9 protein-coding genes are annotated in these 24,540 nt (G+C 35.3%); 8 read left to right on the forward strand and 1 reads right to left on the reverse strand.

What is annotated here, in order from left to right:
* From ABJF52_RS02610 to ABJF52_RS02645, 8 genes are all read left to right on the forward strand, one after another.
* The coding region (locus ABJF52_RS02610; protein ID WP_348145878.1) for an Ig-like domain-containing protein at positions 1-3,667 on the forward strand (3,667 nt) is incomplete at its 5' end.
* 224 nt (positions 3,668-3,891) lie between these two features.
* Complete coding sequence (locus tag ABJF52_RS02615) at positions 3,892-6,315, forward strand: sulfatase-like hydrolase/transferase (RefSeq protein WP_348145881.1); 2,424 nt, start codon at positions 3,892-3,894, stop codon at positions 6,313-6,315.
* Between the two features lie 19 nt (positions 6,316-6,334).
* Positions 6,335-7,798 (forward strand): sulfatase-like hydrolase/transferase, encoded by a 1,464-nt coding sequence (locus tag ABJF52_RS02620; RefSeq protein WP_348145884.1) that lies wholly within the window; start codon positions 6,335-6,337, stop codon positions 7,796-7,798.
* A gap of 282 nt (positions 7,799-8,080) precedes the next feature.
* Entirely contained in the window at positions 8,081-11,149 is a 3,069-nt protein-coding gene (locus tag ABJF52_RS02625) for a TonB-dependent receptor (protein WP_348145886.1), read from the forward strand.
* Positions 11,150-11,166: 17 nt separating this feature from the next.
* Entirely contained in the window at positions 11,167-12,840 is a 1,674-nt protein-coding gene (locus tag ABJF52_RS02630) for a RagB/SusD family nutrient uptake outer membrane protein (RefSeq protein ID WP_348145889.1), read from the forward strand.
* Between the two features lie 131 nt (positions 12,841-12,971).
* A complete protein-coding gene (locus tag ABJF52_RS02635) occupies positions 12,972-15,014 on the forward strand; it encodes a glycosyl hydrolase 115 family protein (RefSeq protein WP_348145892.1) in 2,043 nt (680 codons plus the stop codon).
* A gap of 5 nt (positions 15,015-15,019) precedes the next feature.
* Positions 15,020-17,344: a GH92 family glycosyl hydrolase gene (locus tag ABJF52_RS02640; protein ID WP_348145894.1), complete on the forward strand. Its 2,325-nt coding sequence runs from the start codon at positions 15,020-15,022 to the stop codon at positions 17,342-17,344.
* Between the two features lie 101 nt (positions 17,345-17,445).
* On the forward strand, positions 17,446-21,495 hold the full coding sequence (locus ABJF52_RS02645; RefSeq protein WP_348145896.1) for a two-component regulator propeller domain-containing protein: 4,050 nt from the start codon (positions 17,446-17,448) through the stop codon (positions 21,493-21,495).
* Positions 21,496-21,565: 70 nt separating this feature from the next.
* Here ABJF52_RS02645 and ABJF52_RS02650 read toward each other — a convergent pair whose 3' ends face one another.
* On the reverse strand, positions 21,566-24,436 hold the full coding sequence (locus tag ABJF52_RS02650) for a ThuA domain-containing protein (protein WP_348145898.1): 2,871 nt from the start codon (positions 24,434-24,436) through the stop codon (positions 21,566-21,568).
* Between the last annotated feature and the right edge of the window lie 104 nt (positions 24,437-24,540).

The raw sequence follows: 24,540 nt of genomic DNA on the forward strand, positions 1-24,540 counted from the left end.
AGCAGGAGGAGTATGGAGTTTTGATTTGCCTGGAGTGGATGCCCAAGCTTTGGATGCTATGGAAACAATTACTGCAGACGTGAGTGATTTAGCGGGTAACCCTGCAACACAGGCAACCAGAGATATCGAACATGATGTAGCCGCGCCAACAATAACAATCGATGTAGTATCTGGAGACGATGTTATAAATGCCTTGGAGGATGACTCGGATGTAACCATTAGCGGAACCACTACGGGTGCAGAAGACGGTCAAACCGTAACTGTAGTCTTAGACGGACAAACATATACGACTACTGTAACAGGAGGCGTATGGAGTTTTGACTTACCTGCAACGGCAGCTCAAGCATTAGGCGCAACGGAAACAATCACAGCAGATGTTAGTGATGCAGCGGGTAACCCAGCAACACAGGCAACACGAGATATAGAGCATGATGTAACGGCACCGACAATTACAATAGATGTTGTATCGGGCGATGACATTATCAGTGCTGTGGAAGATGATAGTGATGTGACTATTAGCGGAACCACTACAGATGCTGAAGATGGTCAGACTGTAACGGTTGTATTAAATGGTCAGACGTACACTACAACGGTAACTTCAGGAACATGGAGTTTTGATTTACCTGCAGCAGATGCACAGGCATTAGATCCTTTGGAAACGATTACGGCAGATGTTAGTGATGCAGCGGGTAACCCTGCAGCACAAGCAACACGAGATATTATTCATGATGATAGTGCACCGGTAATCACAATAGATGTGGTTTCTATAGATGATATTATCAATGAATTTGAGCAAAATAGTGATGTAACAATCAGTGGTACCACAGATGCCGAAGATGGTCAAACTGTTACGGTAACCTTAAACGGTCAAACCTATACGACTACGGTAACAGGTGGCACATGGAGCCTAGATGTTCCGGCGGTAGATGTGCAGGCATTAGACCCTAATGAAACAATTACTGCAGATGTAAATGATTTGGCGGGCAACCCTGCAACACAAGCTACACGTGATATTGAACATGATGTTACCGCACCTGTAATTACCATAGATGTAGTTGCCGTAGATGATATTATCAACTCAATTGAAGATGACAACGATGTTACCATAAGTGGTACTACAGATGCTGAAGATGGTCAGGTGGTTACGGTAATTTTAAATGGACAAACCTACACAGCAATAGTAACTGGAGGAACATGGAGTTTTGATTTACCTGCGGCTGATGCCCAAGCATTGGACGCTACGGAAACCATTGCTGCAGATGTAAGTGATGTAGCTGGGAACCCTGCTATTGAGGCTACACGTGATATTGAGCATGATGCAGCGGCACCAACAATCGCAATAGATGTGGTTTCTACCGATGATATTATTAATGCTGTGGAAGATGATAGCGACGTTACCATTAGTGGTACAACGGATGCAGAAGATGGTCAAATAGTAACTGTAGTATTGAACGGTGAAACATACACAACAGCGGTAACAGGTGGAACTTGGAGTTTAGATGTACCTGCGTCAGATGCACAGGCATTAAATGCAAATGAAACAATAACTGCTAATGTGAACGATGTATCCGGCAACCCAGCTATTGAAGCTACACGCGATATTGAACATGATGTTACGGCACCTACGATAAGTATTAATGTAGTTGCTACCGATGATATTATTAATGCATTAGAAGATGATAGTGACGTTACCTTCAATGGTAGTACAGATGCCGAAGACGGTCAAACCGTAACCGTAACCTTGAACGGACAAACATACACTACTTTGGTAAATGGTGGTACTTGGAGTTTAGACTTACCAGCGGCAGACGCTCAGGCATTAGATGCAAACGAAACCATTACTGCAGATGTAAGTAATGTAGCCGGTAATCCTGCTATTCAGGCAACAAGAGATATCGAACATGATGTAACTCCTCCAATAATAACTATAGATGTTGTATCTAACGATGATGTTATCAGTGGAGTTGAAGATGATAACGATGTTATTATTAGTGGTACTACAGATGCCGAAGATGGTCAAACCGTAACGGTAACCTTGAACGGTCAAACCTATACAACTACGGTTACCGGTGGCGTTTGGAGTTTAGGTGTTCCTGCAGCAGATGCACAAGCGTTGGATGTCAATGAAACCATTACTGCAGATGTGAGCGACCTGGCAGGAAACCCTGCTACGCAAGTTACTAGAGACATTGTTCATGATGTTATTATTGATATTGAGATAAATACTCCTATTGAAATAGATAATATTGTTAGTGAAGCTGAGGTTGCCGATGTTATAATTTCAGGTGTGACCACAGGGGTTGAAGACAACCAAACGGTAACCGTTACTTTAGATGATGGCGTAAATTCCGTTACTACAACAGCTACGGTAACTGGTGGAACATGGACGGCAAATGAAGTTGATATTTCCGGCTTAAACAATGGTCCGATATCGGTCAATGCTGAGGTTTCTGATCTTGCGGGCAACACTGCTGATGATACTGAATCAATAGTACTTAATACTACAGCACCAATTGCAGATAGTTTTAGTACTTCGGATATCACTCCGGTAGTAACTGGGCAAGGAGACGCTAACGAAAGTCTTTTAGTTGAATTGGATACTAACGGTGATAATAGTGTTGATGTAACCTATAGTGTTATAGCTGATGCAAATGGTGACTGGAGTATAGATACCGGTTCTACTACTCCTGATAGTGGTAGTCTTCCAGTTCTTTCTGATGAAGATGTTATACAAGTTATTGTTACCGATGAAGCGGGTAATACAGGAACTGGTACGGTGACTATTTCTGAGGATACGGATAATGACGGACTTACAAATAACGAAGAAGCTGCGTTAGGTACAGACACTAATAATCCAGATACAGATGGAGATGGTATCAATGATGGTCAAGAAGTAAATATTGATACAACAGACCCTCTGGACGATTGTGACCATGTTAATGGTACTCCTTTAAGTACAAGTGATTGCGATAATGATGACTTGACAACTGAAGAAGAAGCAACGTTAGGTACCGATCCAAATAACCCGGATACGGATAATGACGGACTTACCGATAGTGAAGAAGTAGATTTAGGCACAGCCCCATTAAATCCTGATTCTGATGGTGACGGTATAATTGACGGTCAAGAAGTATTAGACAATACGAATCCTTTAGATGCTTGTGATTCTATAGGAGGTACTCCAGTAGGCACATCAGATTGTGATGAAGATGGGTTAACGACCGATGAAGAAAATGCTTTAGGAACTGATCCAGAAAATGAAGATACTGATGGTGATACTATCATTGATGGTCAGGAAATAACAGACCAAACTGATCCTTTAGATAGTTGCGATTCTATAGGAGGTAGCGCTGTTGATGGTGTCGCATGTGATATAGAAATTGAAAATGATTTAATAAGTCCAGACTTAAATAATGGAATTTTTAAAATAAAGTTCATTGAACAATTTCCTGAAAACACAGTCGAAATTTATAATCGATGGGGTATTAAAGTTTTTGAAACAAATGGGTATAACAATGATTCAAATGCATTTAGCGGGATATCAAGTGCACGTGTAACGATTCAAGAAAAAGAAGAACTTCCAGTTGGGGTATACTTTTATATTATCAAATACATGAAAAATACTAACGGTATGACCAAATCCGGATACTTATATGTAAATCGGTAAATAGGTGCTAATAGTTCGTGAACTATATGTGTTGACCATAATTCATAGAACACTTGAACTAACCTGAAAATCTATTCATAAATATCTACAAAGCTATTTTAAATGTACACTCCTATAAAAGGAGTGTACATTTAAAATATTAATTAACTTTTCGCATTTGTTCTATAAATAAATCCACTATTTTGTAATCTACTATTTCTCTTGTTTGGATTCTAAAAGTATTTATGACGCGTCTTATTATTCTCATTGTTCTATTATTAACGAATTTAATTTCTAAATCTCAATCGGAAATAGATAATTTAGAAAATAAAAACATCCAACCTGATAAACTACTCGTTTATAAAACCATAGATACCATAAAACTAGAACTACATGTCTTTAACCCAAAAGGACATACCTCAACCAAAAAATCTCCAGCAATTATATTTTTCTTTGGAGGGGGTTGGATTGGTGGAACTCCAAAGCAGTTCTATGAGCAAGCTAATTATTTTGCAAACCAAGGAATTGTAGCGATTTCAGCTGATTATCGCGTTAAAAGTAGAAATAACACTTCCCCATTTGAAAGTGTTAAGGACGCAAAATCTGCTATTCGCTGGATTCGAAAACATGCTACCGAGCTTGGTATTGACCCTAATAAAATTATAGCCTCTGGTGGATCAGCTGGGGGCCATATCGCTGCATGTACGGGTGCGATAAGTGGATACGAGGAAGCAGGCGAAGATTTATCCTTTAGCTCCACCCCGAACGCAATGATTTTATTCAATCCCGTATTAGATACTACAGGTAAAGGTTACGGATTAGATAAAGTAGGTAAAGAAAAGCAAACAGAAATTTCTCCCAACCATCATATACAAAAAGGAATTGCACCTACTCTAATTTTTCACGGAACAGGAGATACAACCGTCCCATTTGAAAATGTAGAACGATTTACTAATCTTATGCTTGATGCTGGTAATACCTGCGAATTAATTGCTTTTGAAGGTAGAAAACATGGCTTTTTTAACGGGTCTTTTTTTCGACCAAAAATCAAAAACACCTCAGATTATGAGAAGACTATTGAAAAAAGCACTTCATTTCTTATTGAATTAGGCTATTTAAAAAAAGAAAAAAACATCAATGCTGCTCAAAAACCAAACATTATTATCATTTACACAGATGATCAAGGTTATGGTGATGTGAGCGCATTAAATAAGAATTCTAAATTTAATACACCTAATATAGATAAAATAGCCAATGAAGGTGTGATTTTTAGTGACGGCCATAGCAGCGATGCAGTTTGCACCCCATCTAGATACTCCCTTTTAACGGGTCGCTATAGCTGGAGAACTTCATTAAAAAAAGGTGTTCTAAATGCAGACGGACCTTGCTTGATTGAAAAAGATAGAATGACCATCGCCTCTTTACTTCAAGAAAATGGATATAAAACTGCCATGATAGGAAAATGGCATCTTCAAATGGAATTTCAAGGATCTTTTAATAAAAATCGAGATTGGTCCAAACCATTCACTGATGGGCCGATTGATAAAGGATTTGATTACTTCTTTGGAATTCCAGCATCAATGAATTATGGTGTATTAACTTACCTTGAAAACGACCGCGTTATGGACCCGCCAACTTTATACACCAAAAAGAAATCAGATTTCAATTCTAGATCCTACGGTACTAAAGTTAGACCTCACAGTTATCGAATGACACCCCCTTATGAAAATAAACCTATCGGCGAAGGAGATTGGGTAGAGGCAGCAGCTTCCTTTGACGATCAACTTGTTTTAAAAACTTTAGCGGACAGTGCTGTCAAATACATTAATGAAGTTGCTACTGAATCTGAAGATAACAAACCCTTCTTTTTATACCTTCCTTTAACAAGTCCGCATTTGCCGCATGCCACCCATCCAGATTTTCAAGGTCAGAGCAATTGCGGAAATTATGGGGATTTTATGGAGGAAACAGATTTTCGTGTTGGCCAAATACTTAATGCGCTTGATGCCAAAGGCATTTCTAATAACACCTTAGTTATATTTTCTTCCGATAATGGTGCAGAAACTAATTACACATATCAAAGAGAGACTTACAATCATTATAGCAGTTTAAATTTTAAAGGTGGTAAAAGAGACATATATGAAGGCGGCCATAGAGTTCCGTTTTTAATGCGATGGCCAGATGCAATAAAAGCTGGAAAAATAATAACTACGCCTGTTTGCCAAACGGATTATCTGGCTACCATTGCAGATATTATCAATGCAGACATTCCTGATAATGCTGGTGAAGATAGTTTTAGTTTATACCCTTTGCTAAAAAATAACTCCCATAAGAAATATAAAAGAGGGGCATTAATTCATCATTCAGTTACTGGTCATTTTGCAATACGTAAAGGAAAATGGAAGTTAAACATGTTCCGTGGTTCTGGTGGCTCATTAAAACCAACTTTTATAGAACCAGATCCTAAAGAAGCCATTTATGAACTTTATAATATGGAAGATGACCCTTCAGAAACCAATAACCTATACTTTAAGCATCCCAATATAGTAACAAAACTTACACAAGAATTAACTTTATTAATTACTACCGGTAGGTCGACTCCAGGAAACCCTCAAGATTATATTAAAGAAAATTGGCAACAACTTACTTGGATGGAATTGTCCGAATAATGAAAACCATATTTATATTATGCTGAATTCTATCTTCAAAAAAACATTTTTAAATCATATTTACTTCTTTATACTTATTACTTTTTTTAGTTGTGTTGAAAAACAAAAAAATACTTCTGAAGTTAAGGAGATAGCAATTAAACCGCCGAACATCATCCTCTTAATGGCTGATGATCAAGGATGGGGAGATATTGGATACAATGATCATCCATATTTAAAAACACCAAATTTAGATGCTATGGCTGCAAATGGAGCCGTATTTAATCGTTTTTATGCAGGATCTGCTGTTTGCTCACCAACACGTGGAAGTGTAATGACTGGCCGACACCCCATGCGTTACGGAATTTGTTATGCAAATTGTGGTCATATAAAAAAAGAAGAAGTGACTTTAGCGGAAATGGTTAAAGAAAAAGGATATACCACAGGACATTTTGGCAAATGGCATTTAGGAACTTTAACACGAGATACTTTAGATGCGAACAGAGGTGGTAACCCTAAATATGATAACGACTACGCACCACCCTGGGAACATGGTTTTGATATAAGTTTCGTTACCGAATCTAAAGTACCTACATACAATCCTATGATTACACCACCTGCTAACTCTGGTGATGTAAATGGAAAACTTAAAGAGGGCAAACCTTTTAATACTTTTTATTGGACTGGCCCTAATCAAATTGAAACTGAAAATTTGGAAGGAGACGACTCAAGAGTGATAATGGATCGGGTAATTCCGTTTATTGAAGATGCTGTAAATTCTGAAAAATCTTTTCTTTCTATAGTTTGGTTTCACACTCCTCACCTACCTGTAATAGCGGGTGAAGACCATAAAAAAGAGTACAGTGAACTTTCTGAAGACCAACAACACTATTACGGTGTTTTAACTGCATTAGACGAACAAATAGGAAGACTACGAACCGAACTTAGAACCTTAGGTATTGAAGACAATACTATTCTATTTTACACGAGTGACAATGGTCCTGAAGGTAAATTGGTTACTGATAGAACTCAAGGTATTACCAAAGGATTAAAGGGTAGAAAACGAAGTTTATATGAAGGAGGCATTAGAGTTCCTGGAATAATCGAATGGGCTGGAACCATTAAACCAAATACTAAAGTTAACGCTCCTTGTTTTACATCAGATTATTTTCCAACGATTGCAAACCTTCTAGAAATTGACCTAAAAAAATACAAACGTCCTTACGATGGAGTTGACATTTTACCCTTTGCACTTCAAACTAAAAAAGAAAGATTTGTACCACTTGCATTTAGCATTGAAAATTATGCCGCCCTAATAGAAAACAAATATAAAATTCATAGAATCGACCCAAAAAGTCCGTTTGAATTATATGACATTGTAAATGACCCGGCTGAAAAAAATAATCTATCCAAGGAAAATCCTGAAAAATTAAACGAAATGGTATCCCTTTGGGATAATTGGGAAAAATCGAGAGCAGCTAGCGCCCAAGGAAAAGATTATTAATAATTCTTCAAGAATTGGTTGTCAATAAATTTAAAACAAAACTTTTTTTCTTAAAACAATTTAGCTCCAACAACTACAAAATGAAACCAAAATAATCTAAAAACGCTCTTAAGCGTTGTTATTACAGGTATTTATAGTTTAACATCAATTTATCAACTTCGTTATTTTACCCTCCACAAATTAACATATTGATAAAATTGTCCATGTTTTCGAATCAAATATCCATTCCAATAGTTATTTGTCAGATTATGTTTGATGAAACTTTTAATCAACATAACGAAAATGAAAAAACTCAAACTATTAATGGCGCTCCTTGCATTAGGTGTTTCATCAGTTTCATTTGCTCAAACACAAATTACTGGTGTTGTTCTAGATGATACTAATGTTCCCTTACCTGGAGCCAGTGTAATTGAAAAAGGAACATCAAATGGTGTGGTATCAGATTTTGACGGAAATTTTACTATTTCTGTTACTGATGGTACAACCCTAGTCATATCTTATATAGGATATGAAACCAAAGAAGTACTTTTAGACGGTTCTTCTAATTATAGTATTCAACTAGGCGAATCTTCCACTAGCCTTGAAGAAGTAGTAGTAATTGGTTACGGTTCTGTAAAGAAAAGTGATTTAACAGGAGCTGTAGCCTCTATTGGTTCGGAACAATTAACCGAGCAACGTAAAACTGATTTAGGTCAAGCTGTACGTGGTACAGTAGCTGGTGTTGATGTTAGACGACTTAACTCAAAACCAGGTTCTCCTTTATCCATTAGAATTAGAGGTAACACTGTAATTACCAACAGTAATCAGGCAAACGCGGATGGGCAAAGTGATAATGTTACCGAAGACCTATCTAGACCACTATACGTTGTTGACGGAATTTTTCTTGACAATATCAATATATTGAATCCTGCGGATATTAAGCAAATGGATATATTAAAAGATGCCTCTGCTACAGCTATTTATGGTTCAAGAGGTGCAAATGGGGTTGTGATTATTACTACCAAAAATGGTATTGAAGGAATAACTCAATTTTCTTATGATGCTTCCTTTGGTGTTAGTACTGCTACTAACCTTGCTGACACTATGACTGGTGATGAATATGTTGCATTTATTGATAATAATTTACGAGCACAGCAATGGAAAGCAGAATGGTTAAATAGTTCTACTCCTAACCCAACAGCTGCAGATTTTAACAATTACTCAATTAATAGAAACCAATCATTCTTTGATAATGGAGAAACAGACAACCTCGCTAATGGTGATTATTTTGATTGGATAGATTACATTACAAGAACAGCGATTCAATCAAGCCATACCGTTTCTATGTCTGGTGGGCAAAACGGTCTTGTATATAGTGGTTCAATTGGCTATTTAAGAGATGAAGGGGTAGTAGGTAATGATCAAGCATACGAACGTTATACAGCTTCGACATCTTTATCTAAAAAAATGAATCGATTTACAATTGGTTTGCGAGCATACTTATCGTACTCTGAACAAGAAAGAGGTAGTAGAGAACTTTTTAGAAGTGCTTATAGATTACCAGTGACGACTGATCCTTATGAAGATAATGGTGAATTAATATTTTATCCAGACAATGAAGACCAGCGCTTCGTAAATCCATATTACGAAGTAAATGGAGCCTGGAAAGTTAACCAAAGAATATTAAACGTAATATCTAACTTTTATGTGCAATATGAAGCTGCTGATTGGTTGAATTTAAAAACTACTTTCTCGCCAAATTTAACATCTACTAGAAATGGTGAGCACAGAGGCTTACTTACAAAATCTGCAAGAAACGATCCATCAAGAACAAGAGCTTATTATGGTGTAGATTTAAGAAACTCTTATACGTGGGACAACACTGCTGATTTTAATTTTGATATTTCTGAAAAGCAAAAATTAGGAGCTACTTTAATTGCCTCTGTTTATTCAAATCAGTTAGAAGGCAACAATATTGAAACTAGAAATGTTCCTGATTTTCATGGCTACTATAATACAAGTGCTGGTACTGATGTTCGCCAATACAGCTCATATTATGAAAAAGAAACAACCGCATCGGTAGCAGGTCGTTTAAACTATAATATAAATGACAAATATCTTTTCACTTTTACTGGAAGATATGATGGTGCTTCTAAACTTGCAGAAGGCAATAAATGGAATTTCTTTCCATCCGCAGCATTCGCTTGGCGAGCAAGTGAAGAACAATTTTTACAGAATGCCGATTGGTTAACTAACTTAAAACTAAGATTAAGTTATGGTCAATCAGGTAACTACAATACAGTTTCGCCATATAAATCTTTTGCATTCTTGAATAACACAAACTACTTATTCGGCGATGATTTAGTAAATGGTAATGTTGTGAATGGCTTATCTAATCCTGAGTTAACTTGGGAGGTATCTGATGAAATAAATTTAGGACTTGATTTTGGCATGTTAAATAACAGAGTTAATTTCTCTTTAGAACTATATGACAAAACAACTGAAGGAGCTATTTTTTCAAGAAACTTGTTAAATGTAACAGGATATGAAAGTGCTGTAGGCAACTTTGGTTCTATGAAAAATAGTGGGGTTGAATTTACTTTAAACACTAAGAACATTCAAACGGATAACTTTAGTTGGAACACCAATATAAATTTCGCTAAAAACAAAAATGAAATTTTGAAATTAGAAGGCGATTTAGATTTACAAGTCTTTGGTAGACATAGCGCATTAATTGTAGGGCAACCATCTGATGCAATTTATTCATATGAAAAACTAGGTATATGGCAAATCGACGAAGCTGCAGAAGCCGCAGTATATAATGCTGTGCCTGGCGAATACAAATATAAAGATCAAAATAACGATGGAATATTAGATGCAGCCAATGATAAAGTTGTAATCGGAACTACTGCACCAGATTGGACCGGTGGTATGACAAATACTTTTAGATACAAAGACATTGATATGTCAGTAATGATGTATACAAGACAAGGGGTATTTGGCCATTCAGAATTTCACCAACATCATGATACAAATGGTGAAACTACATTTAACAAAATTGACACTTCATATTGGACACCTGATACACCAAATGCTGAAAACCCATTACCGGGAATTGGCCCAGCATTAGGCGAATACTCTTTTGAAGATATGTCATTTGTGAAAATTGGTAATATCGGAATGGGTTATAATTTTCCTGATAGTGTTTTAGATAGACTTAAAATGACCAGCGCTAGACTATCGGTTGATGTACAAAATCCATTTACATTTTCGGATTTTAATGGACCAGACCCAGAAACTGGTTTGCAAAATTCATATGACATGAGCTTTCTTACCAGAACCACTTTGATAGGTCTAAAATTAGCATTCTAAAAATAAAATTTAAGAAAATGAAAATATATAAAAAAAATATAGAGCGGTTGCTTTTACTAGCAGTACTTGCAGTTACCACCTATTCTTGTAATAAATTTATTGAAGAAGAAAACTACACCAATTTAACTGGTGAAGATTTTATTACTGAAGACAACGCTGACAGATTAGTTGTTGGTGCATACAATTCGCTTCGTGATGTATACAAATACAAAGACGCAGGCTATGACCATACAATGTTGGGTACCGATATTTTCACTACTCAAGGTAATTTAAGCACTGACTTAAATGCTTTAAATGTTTATTTAAACTTGAATAGTAGTAACGGAAGCTTTGCTAACGTTTGGAAGAATAATTACAGTGTAATTAGCAAAGCAAATATTGTTTTAAACAGGTTTGCAAATGAAATAGTTTGGACACCCTCTAACACCGGAGCCAGAGATAATGGAATGGCGCAAGCCAAAGCATTACGTGCATTAGCCTATTTCAATTTAGTTCAAGAATTTGGTGGTGTGGTTATTTTGCTGGATGAAATAGAAGGCATTAGCTCTGAGTATTTTAGATCTTCTGAACAAGATACCTATGCACAAATAATTACAGATTTAGAAGAAGCCATCCCAGCATTGGAAGCTAATCCTGAAACTGGAAGATTCTCAGTAAGAGCTGCACAACACTTATTAGCAAAAGTATATTTAACCAGAGGGTATACATCTTTTGGTGATACAGGCGATTTTAGTAAAGCAGCTTCTTTAGCAGAAAGCGCGATTGGCGGTTATGACATTAAGTCTCAAACCTTTGCTCAGGTTTTCGATTATGACAATCAAGTAAACGACGAAATCTTATTTGCAATTCAGTACGGTTCAGGTGGAGATTACGAAGACAGAAATAACACCAAACATTCGACGTTAATGTTTAGCGTAAATGAATTACCAGGTATGACTAGACAAAACCCTTATGGTTTTCGGGAAGGAAGTGTTATGCCTACCGAGTTTTTCTACTCATTATTTGACGACAACGACTCAAGAGATGATGCAACTTTTCACAGAGCATTGTTAGCGGATGCTATTGACACAGTTGGCACGGATAACATTGCAGTTGGTGATACCGTTATTTATTTTCCAAAACAAGCCCTAGCCGCAGATGTTTTAGCTGAAAAACTAAACAATTATTATGTGTATCAACCAGATCAATATTATTACAACGAATCACCAGTAAATGTACCTGGTGTTAATTACCAGTACACTAACAACACTATTTTTGCAAACTTTCCTATTTTCAAAAAGTTTGATGACGTAGGATTTGATGAAATTGAAGGTGGCTATAGAGATACTTTTGTATTTAGAATTGCAGAATCGCATTTAATTGCAGCTGAAGCATATCTTGGTGCTGGTAGTCCGGCACAAGCAGCAGCACATATAAATATAGTAAGAGAGCGAGCAACAAACATCGCTAATCATTACGCAACGGTTACTATAGACGATATTTTAAACGAAAGGGCAATTGAACTTGCCGGAGAAACCAATAGATGGTACGATTTAAAACGTACAGGTAAACTACAAGAGCGCATAAATTTATACAATCCTCATGTAATTGATCATGGTGCTTTTGACCCGTCAATTCATTTATTAAGACCTATACCTGCCACAGAAATTATTTTATCAGATAACAATATCGAACAGAACCCAGGATATTAAAATATTTAACCCACTAAAGTTGAGGAGTTAGTATGTTTCTAAAATGGGCAGATTTAATAAGTCTGTCCATTTTAATTTTCAACACATATACGAATGAGCACCCAACAATTACTTCAACTAAAATTAAAATTATGAATAAGCGCATTGGCTTATGGGTTTTGCCCATTGCTATCTTATTGTTTTTTTCGTGTACAAATAACGCTACTCATAAATTTTATTTAGTACATGGCCATACAGCTAAAACCGTAGAACTAAATACCATACAGGATTTAAAAAAAGACCTAAGTAAGGTTAGCGATTTTCATATTGAACTAATTTCTGAAACAGAACCATTACCAACAGATGGTACTATTTTTTTACTAGGCACACCTAATTCTAACACCATTATTTCTGAATTAGCCAATCAATCAAAATTAAATTTATCAACTACTAACCCAGGACCAAGAGGAGGCGTTTGGAATCACGTTACGCTAGAGAACAATAAAAAAGCAATTGTTTTGGCAGGTTCAGATGTTCAGGGTTTTCAATATGCTGTTTACGATTATGCTAAAGAAATTTTAGGCATAGACCCTCTTGAATATTGGACGGAAAAATTACCAGACACCACCATTACAGTAGATGTTTTCGCCTTTAAAAACAAAACTATTGCTCCACCCAAAGTACCCACTTTGTGTTATTTTGAAAATGATGTTGACGAATTAGCAAACTACCGTGGCAAACTGTTAGAGTACGATTGGGAAAGTTATACCGAAATGATAAATTCGCTTGTACGCCTGCGCTACAATGCTATTCAGCTTTTCGATATGTTAGGCAGACCCGAATTTTTTCTCAGACCAGAATACAAAAAACTAAGCCCAGATTATAAGATTGATATCAATTATATTGAAAAAATGATTGACTATGCGCAATCTAAAGGCATGAAAGTGGCTATTGATTTTGCCTTAGGCTATCAAATACACCCCATGTCTACTGACAAAGCAACTTGTTGGAAAGATTATAAAGAAGATTGGCTTACGGCATGGCGCTACTATTTAGAAGAAACACCACTTGAAAAAACAGATATATTTATTTTACGCCCACGACATCAAGTTTGGGACTGGGAATATAAAAGTAGTTGTGAGGAAGATAAAATTGAAGTATTTAACCAAGTATATGAAGCATTTGGCAAACTTGTAGACGAATACAAGCCCAATGCCGACAAGGTTCTAGTTTGTTATTCTGATGGCATGCAAATGTGGAATGATGGGTTTCGTCCTCCTAAAGACTGGATTGTTTTATGGTCGGATCACGGATTTGGAGATTTTGAATATTTACCAAATACTACGGAAAATTATAATTTTGGAACTTATATGCATGCTGGTTTTTGGTTAAACCACACGGTACATAATCCTTACCCAAAAAAGGTAGAAACCATAATGAAAGACATGTTTACCACCTACAGCGCTGATAAATTTTGTTTGGTTAACGGACAAAACTTTAGACCTTTTATTTTTAACATTGAAGCCTATGCCGAAGTAGCCAATAACCCTGAAACTTTTTTGGCCAGTACTTTTTTTACGACTTGGACTGAACGTTATTTTAGTGAAATGAACGCCAAACATGCAATTGCTTCCATGAAATTATTAAGCAAAGCTCAAAAAGGCAGAATTGGATATGTACAGCATTTATGGGAAATACGTGAAGCTATATCATACTTATCCGACACCCCAATTGAACGGCCTGGAAAAACGCCAACACCCTCAGAATATAGAAGGGTAGAAAACGACTATGAACATGTAGCATATACCAGCAAATTTATACACAAAGCCTTAGCCGAAGCTAAAAAAGGATTAGTCATGACAAAAACATCACAAAATTTCTATTATGACTATATTTACTTGCCTACTCTTTTGTATGCTGATTTAATAATTTTTGAACGGAGCTTACACCAAATGGCTATGTTAAAAAAACAAACAGAAGATACTGGTAATACTATATTTTTAAAGGAAGCATTTCAGATGCTACCCCAGGTCAAAGCTCAATTAAAAACAGTGTATACCAACCGAATGAATGGTGACAAAAACCCAAAATGGGCAAATTGGTATAACCCTGCAATAAGAAGACCAAATAATGGGTTCCCTGATTTTAAAATGTTAGAAGCTGTTGAAAAAAATATAAATAACCAACTGAATTAACCGATATGAAACAATTTTTGTCTGCTCTTATATCAAGTGTTTTCACTTGTTTACTTTTTATAACAAGTCTTGCATGCAAAGAAGAAAGAACGAGTTTACCGCAAACCGCTGAAACAAGTGAACAAACAAAACCTGTTGATTTAGTATATCCGAAACTAGATTCTGAAAACTCTCGTTGGTTTTTCTTTTCATCTGCAAGTAGACCTTTTGGTATGGTAAATTTGAGTCCAGATACCGAGGTGGACGGAGCATGGGGCAGTGGCTATCGACATAAAGTTGATACTATAAAAGGCTTTAGTCATATTCACGCATGGCAACTTTCCGGTCTTTCAGTTCTGCCCGTAACCATTACTGATGAAAATAAAACAACAATATTTAACGATTACGAATCAAAATTTAGTCACAACACCGAAAAAGCTTCTCCCGGATATCATTATGTTGAATTAGATCGATATGGAATTACGGCTGAACTTACAAGCACCAAACGAGTAGGATTTCACAAATATAATTTTCCAAAAGGCACGTCTACAGCAGTACTCTTTAATTTAAATGGAATGCTAGGCCCAAATGCAAATGCAGATGGCGTGTTAAATAAAGTAACTGATAAAAGACTTACTGGTGAGTTAACTATTGCACCTACACACCGAAGACCAAAGTCAACAAAATTGTTTTTTAGCATTGATTTAAATTCAGATATAACGGCAATTAAAAAAGACCCAGAAACTGGAAATTACCTTGTATCTATAGCTAATTCAAACAAGGCTGTACTAATGAAAGTTAGCATTTCTTATACCTCAATTGAAAATGCAGCAACCAATATGCAAACGGAATTACCAACTTGGGATTTTAACCAAATAGTTGCCGACTCGAAAAATGAGTGGAATTCCATGTTAAGCAGAATTACAGTTGAAGGTGGCCACGAAAAAACGCAAAGTAGATTTTATACAGATTTATGGCACGCCTTACAAGGCCGTAGAACTATAAGCGACGTAAATGGCGCCTACCCAGATAATACTGGTGATCAATTTAGAATTGGCCAATTGCCGTTGGATGCTGCCGGAAAACCACAATTCAATCACTATAACTCGGATTCTTTCTGGGGTGCACAATGGACCATTAACACCCTTTGGGGCTTAGTATACCCTGAAATAATGGAAGAATTTACCCATTCACTCATGCAATATTATAAAGACGGTGGATTAATTCCTCGAGGCCCTTCAGGTGGTAATTACACCTACGTAATGACAGGGTCTTCTTCTACTCCTTTTATAGTAAGCGCTATTCAAAAAGGGATTATCAAAGATGATTTAGAAGAAATTTACCAAGCTTTAAAGAAGAATCATATGCCTGGTGGCATTATGGAAAAAGCTGGATATGAACATAATACTACTGTAGGTGGTGGATTAAAATATTATATAAAAGATGGCTATGTACCACATCCTATTCCTGAAGGCAAATTCGGTGGCCACCAAGACGGTGCCAGCCTCACTATGGAATATGCCTATCAAGATTGGACTTTAGCCCAATTATCGAAAAAATTAGGGCATACAGAAGACTACAACTATTTCATTAATCGATCTAAAAATTATAAAAATGTATTTGATACTACCATTGGTTGGATGCACCCGAAAGATGTATATGGTAAATGGTCGGAGAATTACAGCCCTTACGAGCACGAACATGGTTTCATAGAATCAAATGGAGCTCAATCTACTTGGTTTGTTCCGCATGATATTGAAGGCCTTGCTGGTCTAATGGGAGGAAAAGAAAAAGCTGTTGAAAAACTAAACAAACAATTTGAGAGCGCTGAAAAATTAGGTTTTACAGCTGGTAGTTCGCACTCTCAAGAGTTGCATCCTGAATATCGCCAAATTCCAATTAATTACGGCAATCAACCTTCAATGCAAACAGCCTACATATTCAATCTTTTAGGTCGACCAGACTTAACTCAATATTGGTCTCGAAATGTTGTAAGCAAAGCCTATAGTGGACTAGGTACTGACACCGGATATAATGGAGATGAAGACCAAGGTTTAATGGGTAGTTTAGCTGTTTTATTAAAAACTGGTCTATTTCAAATGAATGGAGGTACCGAAGATGACCCAAGATACCAAATTGGAAGTCCTATTTTTGACAAGATAACCATACTATTGAATAATGATTATTTTACAGGTGAATCCATTCAAATCAAAACAATAAATAACAGCCCCGAAAACGTTTTGATAAGTAAAATGAAGTGGCAAAACGAAACTATTTCAGATTTTTATTTAAATCATAGTCAACTTATTAAAGGCGGAACTTTAGAGCTTGAAATGACTGCAAAAAAATAAGGAGCTTTACGACTCGTAATTCATTCAAAATTCGATCTACCTTATGTCTTAAGTAGATGGTAATATCATTTCGTTATAAATCTGTACATTGTAAAATGCAAATGATTAAAGCTCTTAAAAAATATTTCCTCCTACTATTTTTGCTGTCTATTGGTAATTATCTATTTGCGCAACAAATTAAGTTTGAGCATTATAATGACAATGATGGATTATCTCACAATTCTGTACGTCATATCAAGCAAGATAAAAATGGTTTTTTATGGCTTGGCACCTTCTCAGGATTAAACCGTTTTGATGGCTTTGAATTTAAAAGCTACACAACTTCATCAGAAACTTCGAATACGATACAGAATGATGACATTACTGCTTTAGAACTAGATACTGACACAAACACACTTTGGATTGGTACACGTAATGGCCTTACTAGGTTCGATATGACGACCAACAACTTTAAAACCTTTTTGCCAGAACAAACCAACCCTAATAGCATACAAGACCATGAAATTAGAGCAGTACATGTTGATCGATTTAAACGTGTGTGGATAGGTACAAAAAGCAAAGGTGTATTCGTTTATTACCCTAAACTCAATTCATTTGAGAAAATTGAATTACCAGAATTCTATTATATCAAAGATATATTCGAAGACTCTAAAGGACATATTTGGATTGGTAGTTACAAAGATAACGGTATTGCAAAAATCGCTTTAGATGACCAGGGCAATATTGCTTCAACAACAGAATTTAAATTAACTATACCAAATTCAACTGAACTCAACCCTTACGTTAATTTCATCTATGAAAATGATAATTCTGACATTTTTATTGGTTCTCGCGAAGGTCTTTACAAACTTAATACAACTAGCAACAAATTTGAAAATCTATACATTGAAAATGTGACCATGAGGGATAAAATAGGACCTCATTTTACGTCTATCGCACAAGCATCCGATGGTAAATATTGGCTTGGCACTTTAGGTGGAATTTTAGTTACAGAAGAACTCGAGAATATCTCAAAACAAGATTTCTCACTATATTATTCTGAACTTTCAGATGATAATTCTTTAGTAGATGACCTTGTATCTTCGTTGTTTTTTGATGCATCAGGGGTATTATGGATTGGCACTGAAGATGGTTTAGATAAATTTGATCCTTATGAGAACCAATTTAAAACCAACAAAGAAATTTCAAAGTATATTCAAAATCAAATTCCAAGAATCAGGGGTTTTGCTAAAACTTATGATGATAAAATAATTGTTGCCACTAGACATAACGGACTTTTTATATACAACGATGGGCATTACACCCCCTTGTACAACAAGCAAAAAGACATTGCAAGTATTTATTCGTTTGATGGTAAAAAATTCTATTGTGGACTCTGGAATGGTGAAATTCTAGTTTACGATTATCTTACGAATAATTCTAAAAAACACAATGTAGGGTTTCAAAACTCTCCGGTTTTAGCCTTTGCTAAAGTTGGAGAAAATAAATTGCTCATAGGGTCACATGGCGAAGGTGTTGTTGCAGTTCTTGCAAATACTTTTGAAAAATTTGAATTTGCTGGCTCTAAAATAGTAGACAATGAAATCAATAAAATAGTTGTAGACAATATTGATAAAATTTGGTTTGCAACTCAAGCTGGTGTTTATCTGTACGACCCTTTTTCTGAACAAACAAAAACATATAAAACGCACCCAGAAAAGCAATTAGGTCTATCACATAGTAATGTTAGTGATTTAACGATAGATACCAATGGCAATATTTGGGCTGCTACTAGAAATGGTTTAAATTATTATGATAAACAAAGTGATAATTTTACCTCAACTACAATTCCTCAAGAATTACAAAACAAATGGATTACAGATTTATTTTCTGACACTAAAGGTAATTTGTGGTTAAATGTCAACAATAATCAAGTCGCACGCTTTAACGCAACATCAAAAACAGTAAAAACATACCATACGAATAGCGGAAACAGATTGGATGTTTTTAGTTTAAGTGGATTTTATTTTGCCGATGATAATCATGTGTTTCTTGGCGGAAAAAATGGAGTAATAACATTTTCACCTAGCACGCTTAAAGACAATAACTATGCTCCAAAACCCATCATCACAGCAGTAAGAATACAAAATAAAGAAGTTGAAATTGGCAGTGAATTAAACAATCAAATCATACTTAATACAGGTATAAATAAAAAACGCGAGTTGGTTCTTAACAATGCCAATAAAAATTTTGCCTTCACCTTTTCTAGTCCTTCTTATGTTAATGAACGATTAAATAAATACAGTTATATTTTAGAAGGGTTTGATGAATCTTGGAATACTGTTGATGCAAAACAGCGAACCGTACAATACACCAATCTGTTTTTTGGAGATTACACCTTTAAAATAAAAGCAATGAACAGTAGTAGTATTTGGAGTGACACTGCTACATTCAAAATTAAAATTCTTCCTCCATTCTGGTTTACATACAAAGCGTTAGCCTTATTTCTTTTGGCTCTAGGAATTTCTCTCTACTTGATTAGAAAACAACTAAGAATAAAATTTAGATTGAAACAACAATTACTAACGGAGAAGGTAAAACGAGAACGAGACGAAAAATTAAACAATGAAAAACTTCGCTTTTTCACCAATATTTCACATGAATTGAGAACACCTTTAACATTAATCTTAGGCCCTACTAAACAATTAATTGAAGAAGGACGTGATTCTAACAACCACTATCAAAATGCAAAATTTCAACTTATAGACAAAAACGCCCAACGCCTTTTAAATCTTGTAAATCAGGTTTTAGATTTCAGAAAATCGCAGTCTGGAGAATTAAATTTAAAAGTCTCTAAGACTGATATTTTGGCGCACACTAGAGTAACCTATGATTCATTTCAAGAATTAGCGGATAACAATAAAATACAATTCAATTTTATTTCCGAAAATGATACAATAGAAGGATATATAGATCGTGATAAATATGATAAAATACTATATAATTTGCTTTCTAATGCCTTTAAATTCACACCCAAATACGGCAATGTAGACATATTTATAGCCAAAAAATATTCATCATATAAAGACTACTTAGTTTTAGAAGTAAGTGATAACGGTATTGGCATTCCAACAACTAGTCAAGATAAAATTTTTACCAGATTTTATCAAACAACAAATAGCAAGGAAAATAATACGGGAACAGGAATTGGTCTCTCATTGGTGAAAGCTTTGATAGAATTACACAAAGGGTCTATTAGTGTTCAGAGCACCCAAGTTGAAGGTAGTGTTTTTACTATTAAAATTCCTATCGATAAAAATTCCTATGCTGAAAACGAAATTTTTAACATTGAAAATAAACCTATAAAAAAAGAGTCACCTCAACTTATTTCTGCGAAAAATATTATTAAAAACACACGCATAAAAGAACATATTCTAATAATCGAAGACAATGTTGAATTACGAAACTATTTAGTTAGTTATCTGTCTGAATTTTACAAAGTATTTGAAGCAGAAAATGGCCAAAAAGGACTTCAAATATGCAGTCAAATAAAACCAATAGCTTGTATAGCAGATGTAATGATGCCTGTTATGGATGGGTATCAATTTTGTAACGTGTTAAAAAACGATGCTTCAATTAGTCATATTCCTGTTATCTTATTAACAGCTTTAGCAGAAAGTGATGATAAAATAAAAGGATACAATTCTGGTGCAGATGCATATCTTGTTAAGCCTTTTGACCCTTCTTTATTAAAAACGCGAATTGACAACATAATCAAGTCTCGAACCGATCTTAAAAAGTTGTTTTCTGCTGATATTGAAAGCAACATCAAGGTTTTAACGCATTCTCCAATTGATGAAGAATTTATGGAAATGGTAAATCAATTGATTGAGCAAAATATGAGCAATTACGATTTAAATTCAGGTTTTTTATGCGAAAAACTGGGCATGAGCTCTTCTAAACTTTATCGAAAGATAAAAGAACTTACAGACCTTGCACCAAATGAATTTATTAGAACTGTGCGCCTTAAAAAATCCGCACAATTATTAAAGACGAAAAAATATAATGTATCTGAAGTTACCGATTATATTGGTTTTAACGATCCATTATATTTTAGTCGATGTTTTAAAAAACAATTTGGTTATCCTCCTAGTCATTTGATAAAAAGCTAAGAAAAAAAAGACCCTATCTAATAATAGGGCCATTATATTATCCTTTTAAAAAAAACTAATCTGCTATCTGCTATTGTTTATAAATTAAATGACGTTCTGAAGTAGTTCCTACCTTTACAGATGCAATGTAATAACCTGTTGGCAATTCACTTAAATTGATTTGATTATCCGCACTATTAATTTTTTTATATCCAACAATATTCCCATCCATTCCGAAAATATAAATAACACCTTCCTTTATTCCAGTAAAAGCAGACACATCAACACTTAATAAATCAATGACCGGATTTGGATAGAGTTTAAAAATTGTATTCTCAGTTGCAGTATCTGCTAAATCAGTTTCTTCTTCCTCTTCCTCAACCTCAATAATAGCTGTTTCATTATCTCGTGCAGCCCAAATAATAGCCTCTTTAATCATCGTTCTAAAAGATACATCACTTTCAAAATCTCTCGCATGATGTCCTAAAGCTGTATAGAATGAACGCCCTCCATCATATTCTTTATACCAAGTTACAGGCCTAGTTGCATCATAACTATTTGTACCTGTTGTTCGTACCTGTAACAAATCAATATTGCCATCATACAAATAACCTCCATTAAGTTCCCAATAATAGTATTCATCATTTTTAACCCATTCGGTATCTAAATGCGCAGTTGCATCGTGATCACCAACAACATCAATTACACCATTAAAATTACTTGATGTGTGATAAGGTGACACCTGTACAATAGCTCCCACTAGTTCATTATACCATGACCAAGTTCCACTTCTATAGGTATCAGTTGCTGAATGTACTCCTACATATCCTCCACCATTTTGAATAAAAGATTCAAACGCTGATTCTTCATCTTTAGATAAAATATCATCGCCTGTAGTGTTCAACCAAAGAACTACATCATAATTTTCTAAATTATCACTTGTAAATACATCACTTGTTTGTGAATCAGCCACTACCCAGTCCAGCTCGTCACCAAATTCATTTATCATAGCTATACCTGCTTGTATGGATGAATGTCTAAATTCTCCCGTTTCATGATATATTAACACGCGAATTTCATGTGCCTCCTCAACTATTACTTCTGGTTCAATCTCCATAGAGATTGTGGTCTTACCATTAACCACTATTAGTTTATCCCCAATTACTTTTGCAGCTGGAGCCCCCATTGCTGATGGCAGGTCGCAACGTTCTACCCAGGTATCTGATTCTATATCATATTCAGAAATATCATCTATGTTAAATGTATCACTTTTTCCACCTACAACTATGATTTTGTTATTATGAACAATTGTACCGGAACCAAAATGCGAACGAACATTAAGCAAATTAGATTTTTGCGACCAACTATTTAAAACTGGATCATATTCATCCATAAAATTAACCGTAAGGGTATCACTTATTTGCCCACCTATGGCATATATTTTACCGTTTACAGCGGCTGCACTCAAGTGATTTCTTGAATCAGGTAAAGCCGCTGCTGCTATCCAACCAGCTCCTTTATCATTAATATCTAGAACAAGATGTTCATTTAATCTAGTAACTCCGTCAGCCATCAAACCTCCTATATAATGTACTTGACCTTTGTTATAGGTCACGGCTCCTGTAGCTCTTGGACTAGGTAATGCGGGACCAACAGACCAAGTATCCGTTACAGTATTATAAACTTGAACTTCAGCTGTAAAGTTGCTTAAAGAATCATTTTGGACACCACCTACAAGCCAAATTTCGTCCTCAACTACAACTGCACCCATATCAGAAACAACTAGTGGCATAGGTTTCGCAGAAGACCATATATTAGTATCTGCATCGTATACTTCTGTAACCGATGATACAATAGAATCTGAGATTACACTTGACAAAATATACAACTTATCATTTACTTTAATACTCTGGGCATTCGTAGTTTCATGCAAAGTACTAGCTAGGTCATTCCAAATACATTCCTCTATATCCTTATGGACTTCGCCAAATATTTCTAATGCCGAAATTTTCGGTTGGTCAACAGAAGCGTTCAATTCAATATTCAATTCACCATCTACAACTTCTGTTTTAAATGCCTTTACTATAGCAGACATAGGCTCTGCCTCGACACCTAAATCAAAATCAACAAGAACTTCTTCACCTTCAATTGTAACATTAAAAACACGTTTACCCACCCCAGCAACACCACCCTTTGTGGCACCCCAATATATCTCTGCAAAATGCAAATTGATATCATATTCGCCATTATTAACAGGAACTGCATAACCAAAAGTTCTTGGACTTCCATTGCTGGTTCGTTCTGATTTATAAATGGAATCGTTTGTTGTATTTAGTACATCAACGATATTATAATTCGCGTAAGGCTTACTATTTCCAACAAATAAAGTATCTGCTACAAATTGTATTGAGTCATTAATTACTACAGCCTCTCCACCACTATTTATTCGTAATTGAAAAGAAGGTTGAGTTTCCACAATTTCTCCTTCAACGATTTCAAAATTGACCGTTAATGGTTGACCTGAAATACCTTCACCCTTATCTTCGTTAAAAGCTGTAGCTGTTAAAATATTAGACCCTAAATCAGGCTTCCATGGACGGTAATCTTCATCGTCATTAATTCCAATTGCATATACCGGTAAGTTTTCAGTATGATAATTTTTCACCAATTGATAATCAAATACTACACTTTCAGTTAAAGAATCAACTTCTGCTCTAATATTTAAATTTCTAGTACCTATTTCTTCTAAATTAAAAACAGACCCTTCTATTATAACATCAATATCTGTATCAGTATCTGCATTTACTAAAATAAAAGACAACACATCTGGACCAACAGGTTCAACAATAGTATCTTTTTGGACAGGAATTTCTGGTAGTAATGGAGTTTCTTGTGCTGTAACTCTCTGGCACATACAGATTATGGCTAGCGCCATTGCATACTTTAAAAGTACGTTTTTCATACTAAAATAATTAAGTTCAATTCTTTGGGTGCACCAAAATTAGAACGAATTATTTTAATATGGAAATAAAAATTTCATAAGACCCTTTAAATTAATAATTTAAA

The organism is Aurantibacter sp., from assembly GCF_039941195.1.
GTDB lineage: Bacteria > Bacteroidota > Bacteroidia > Flavobacteriales > Flavobacteriaceae > Aurantibacter_A.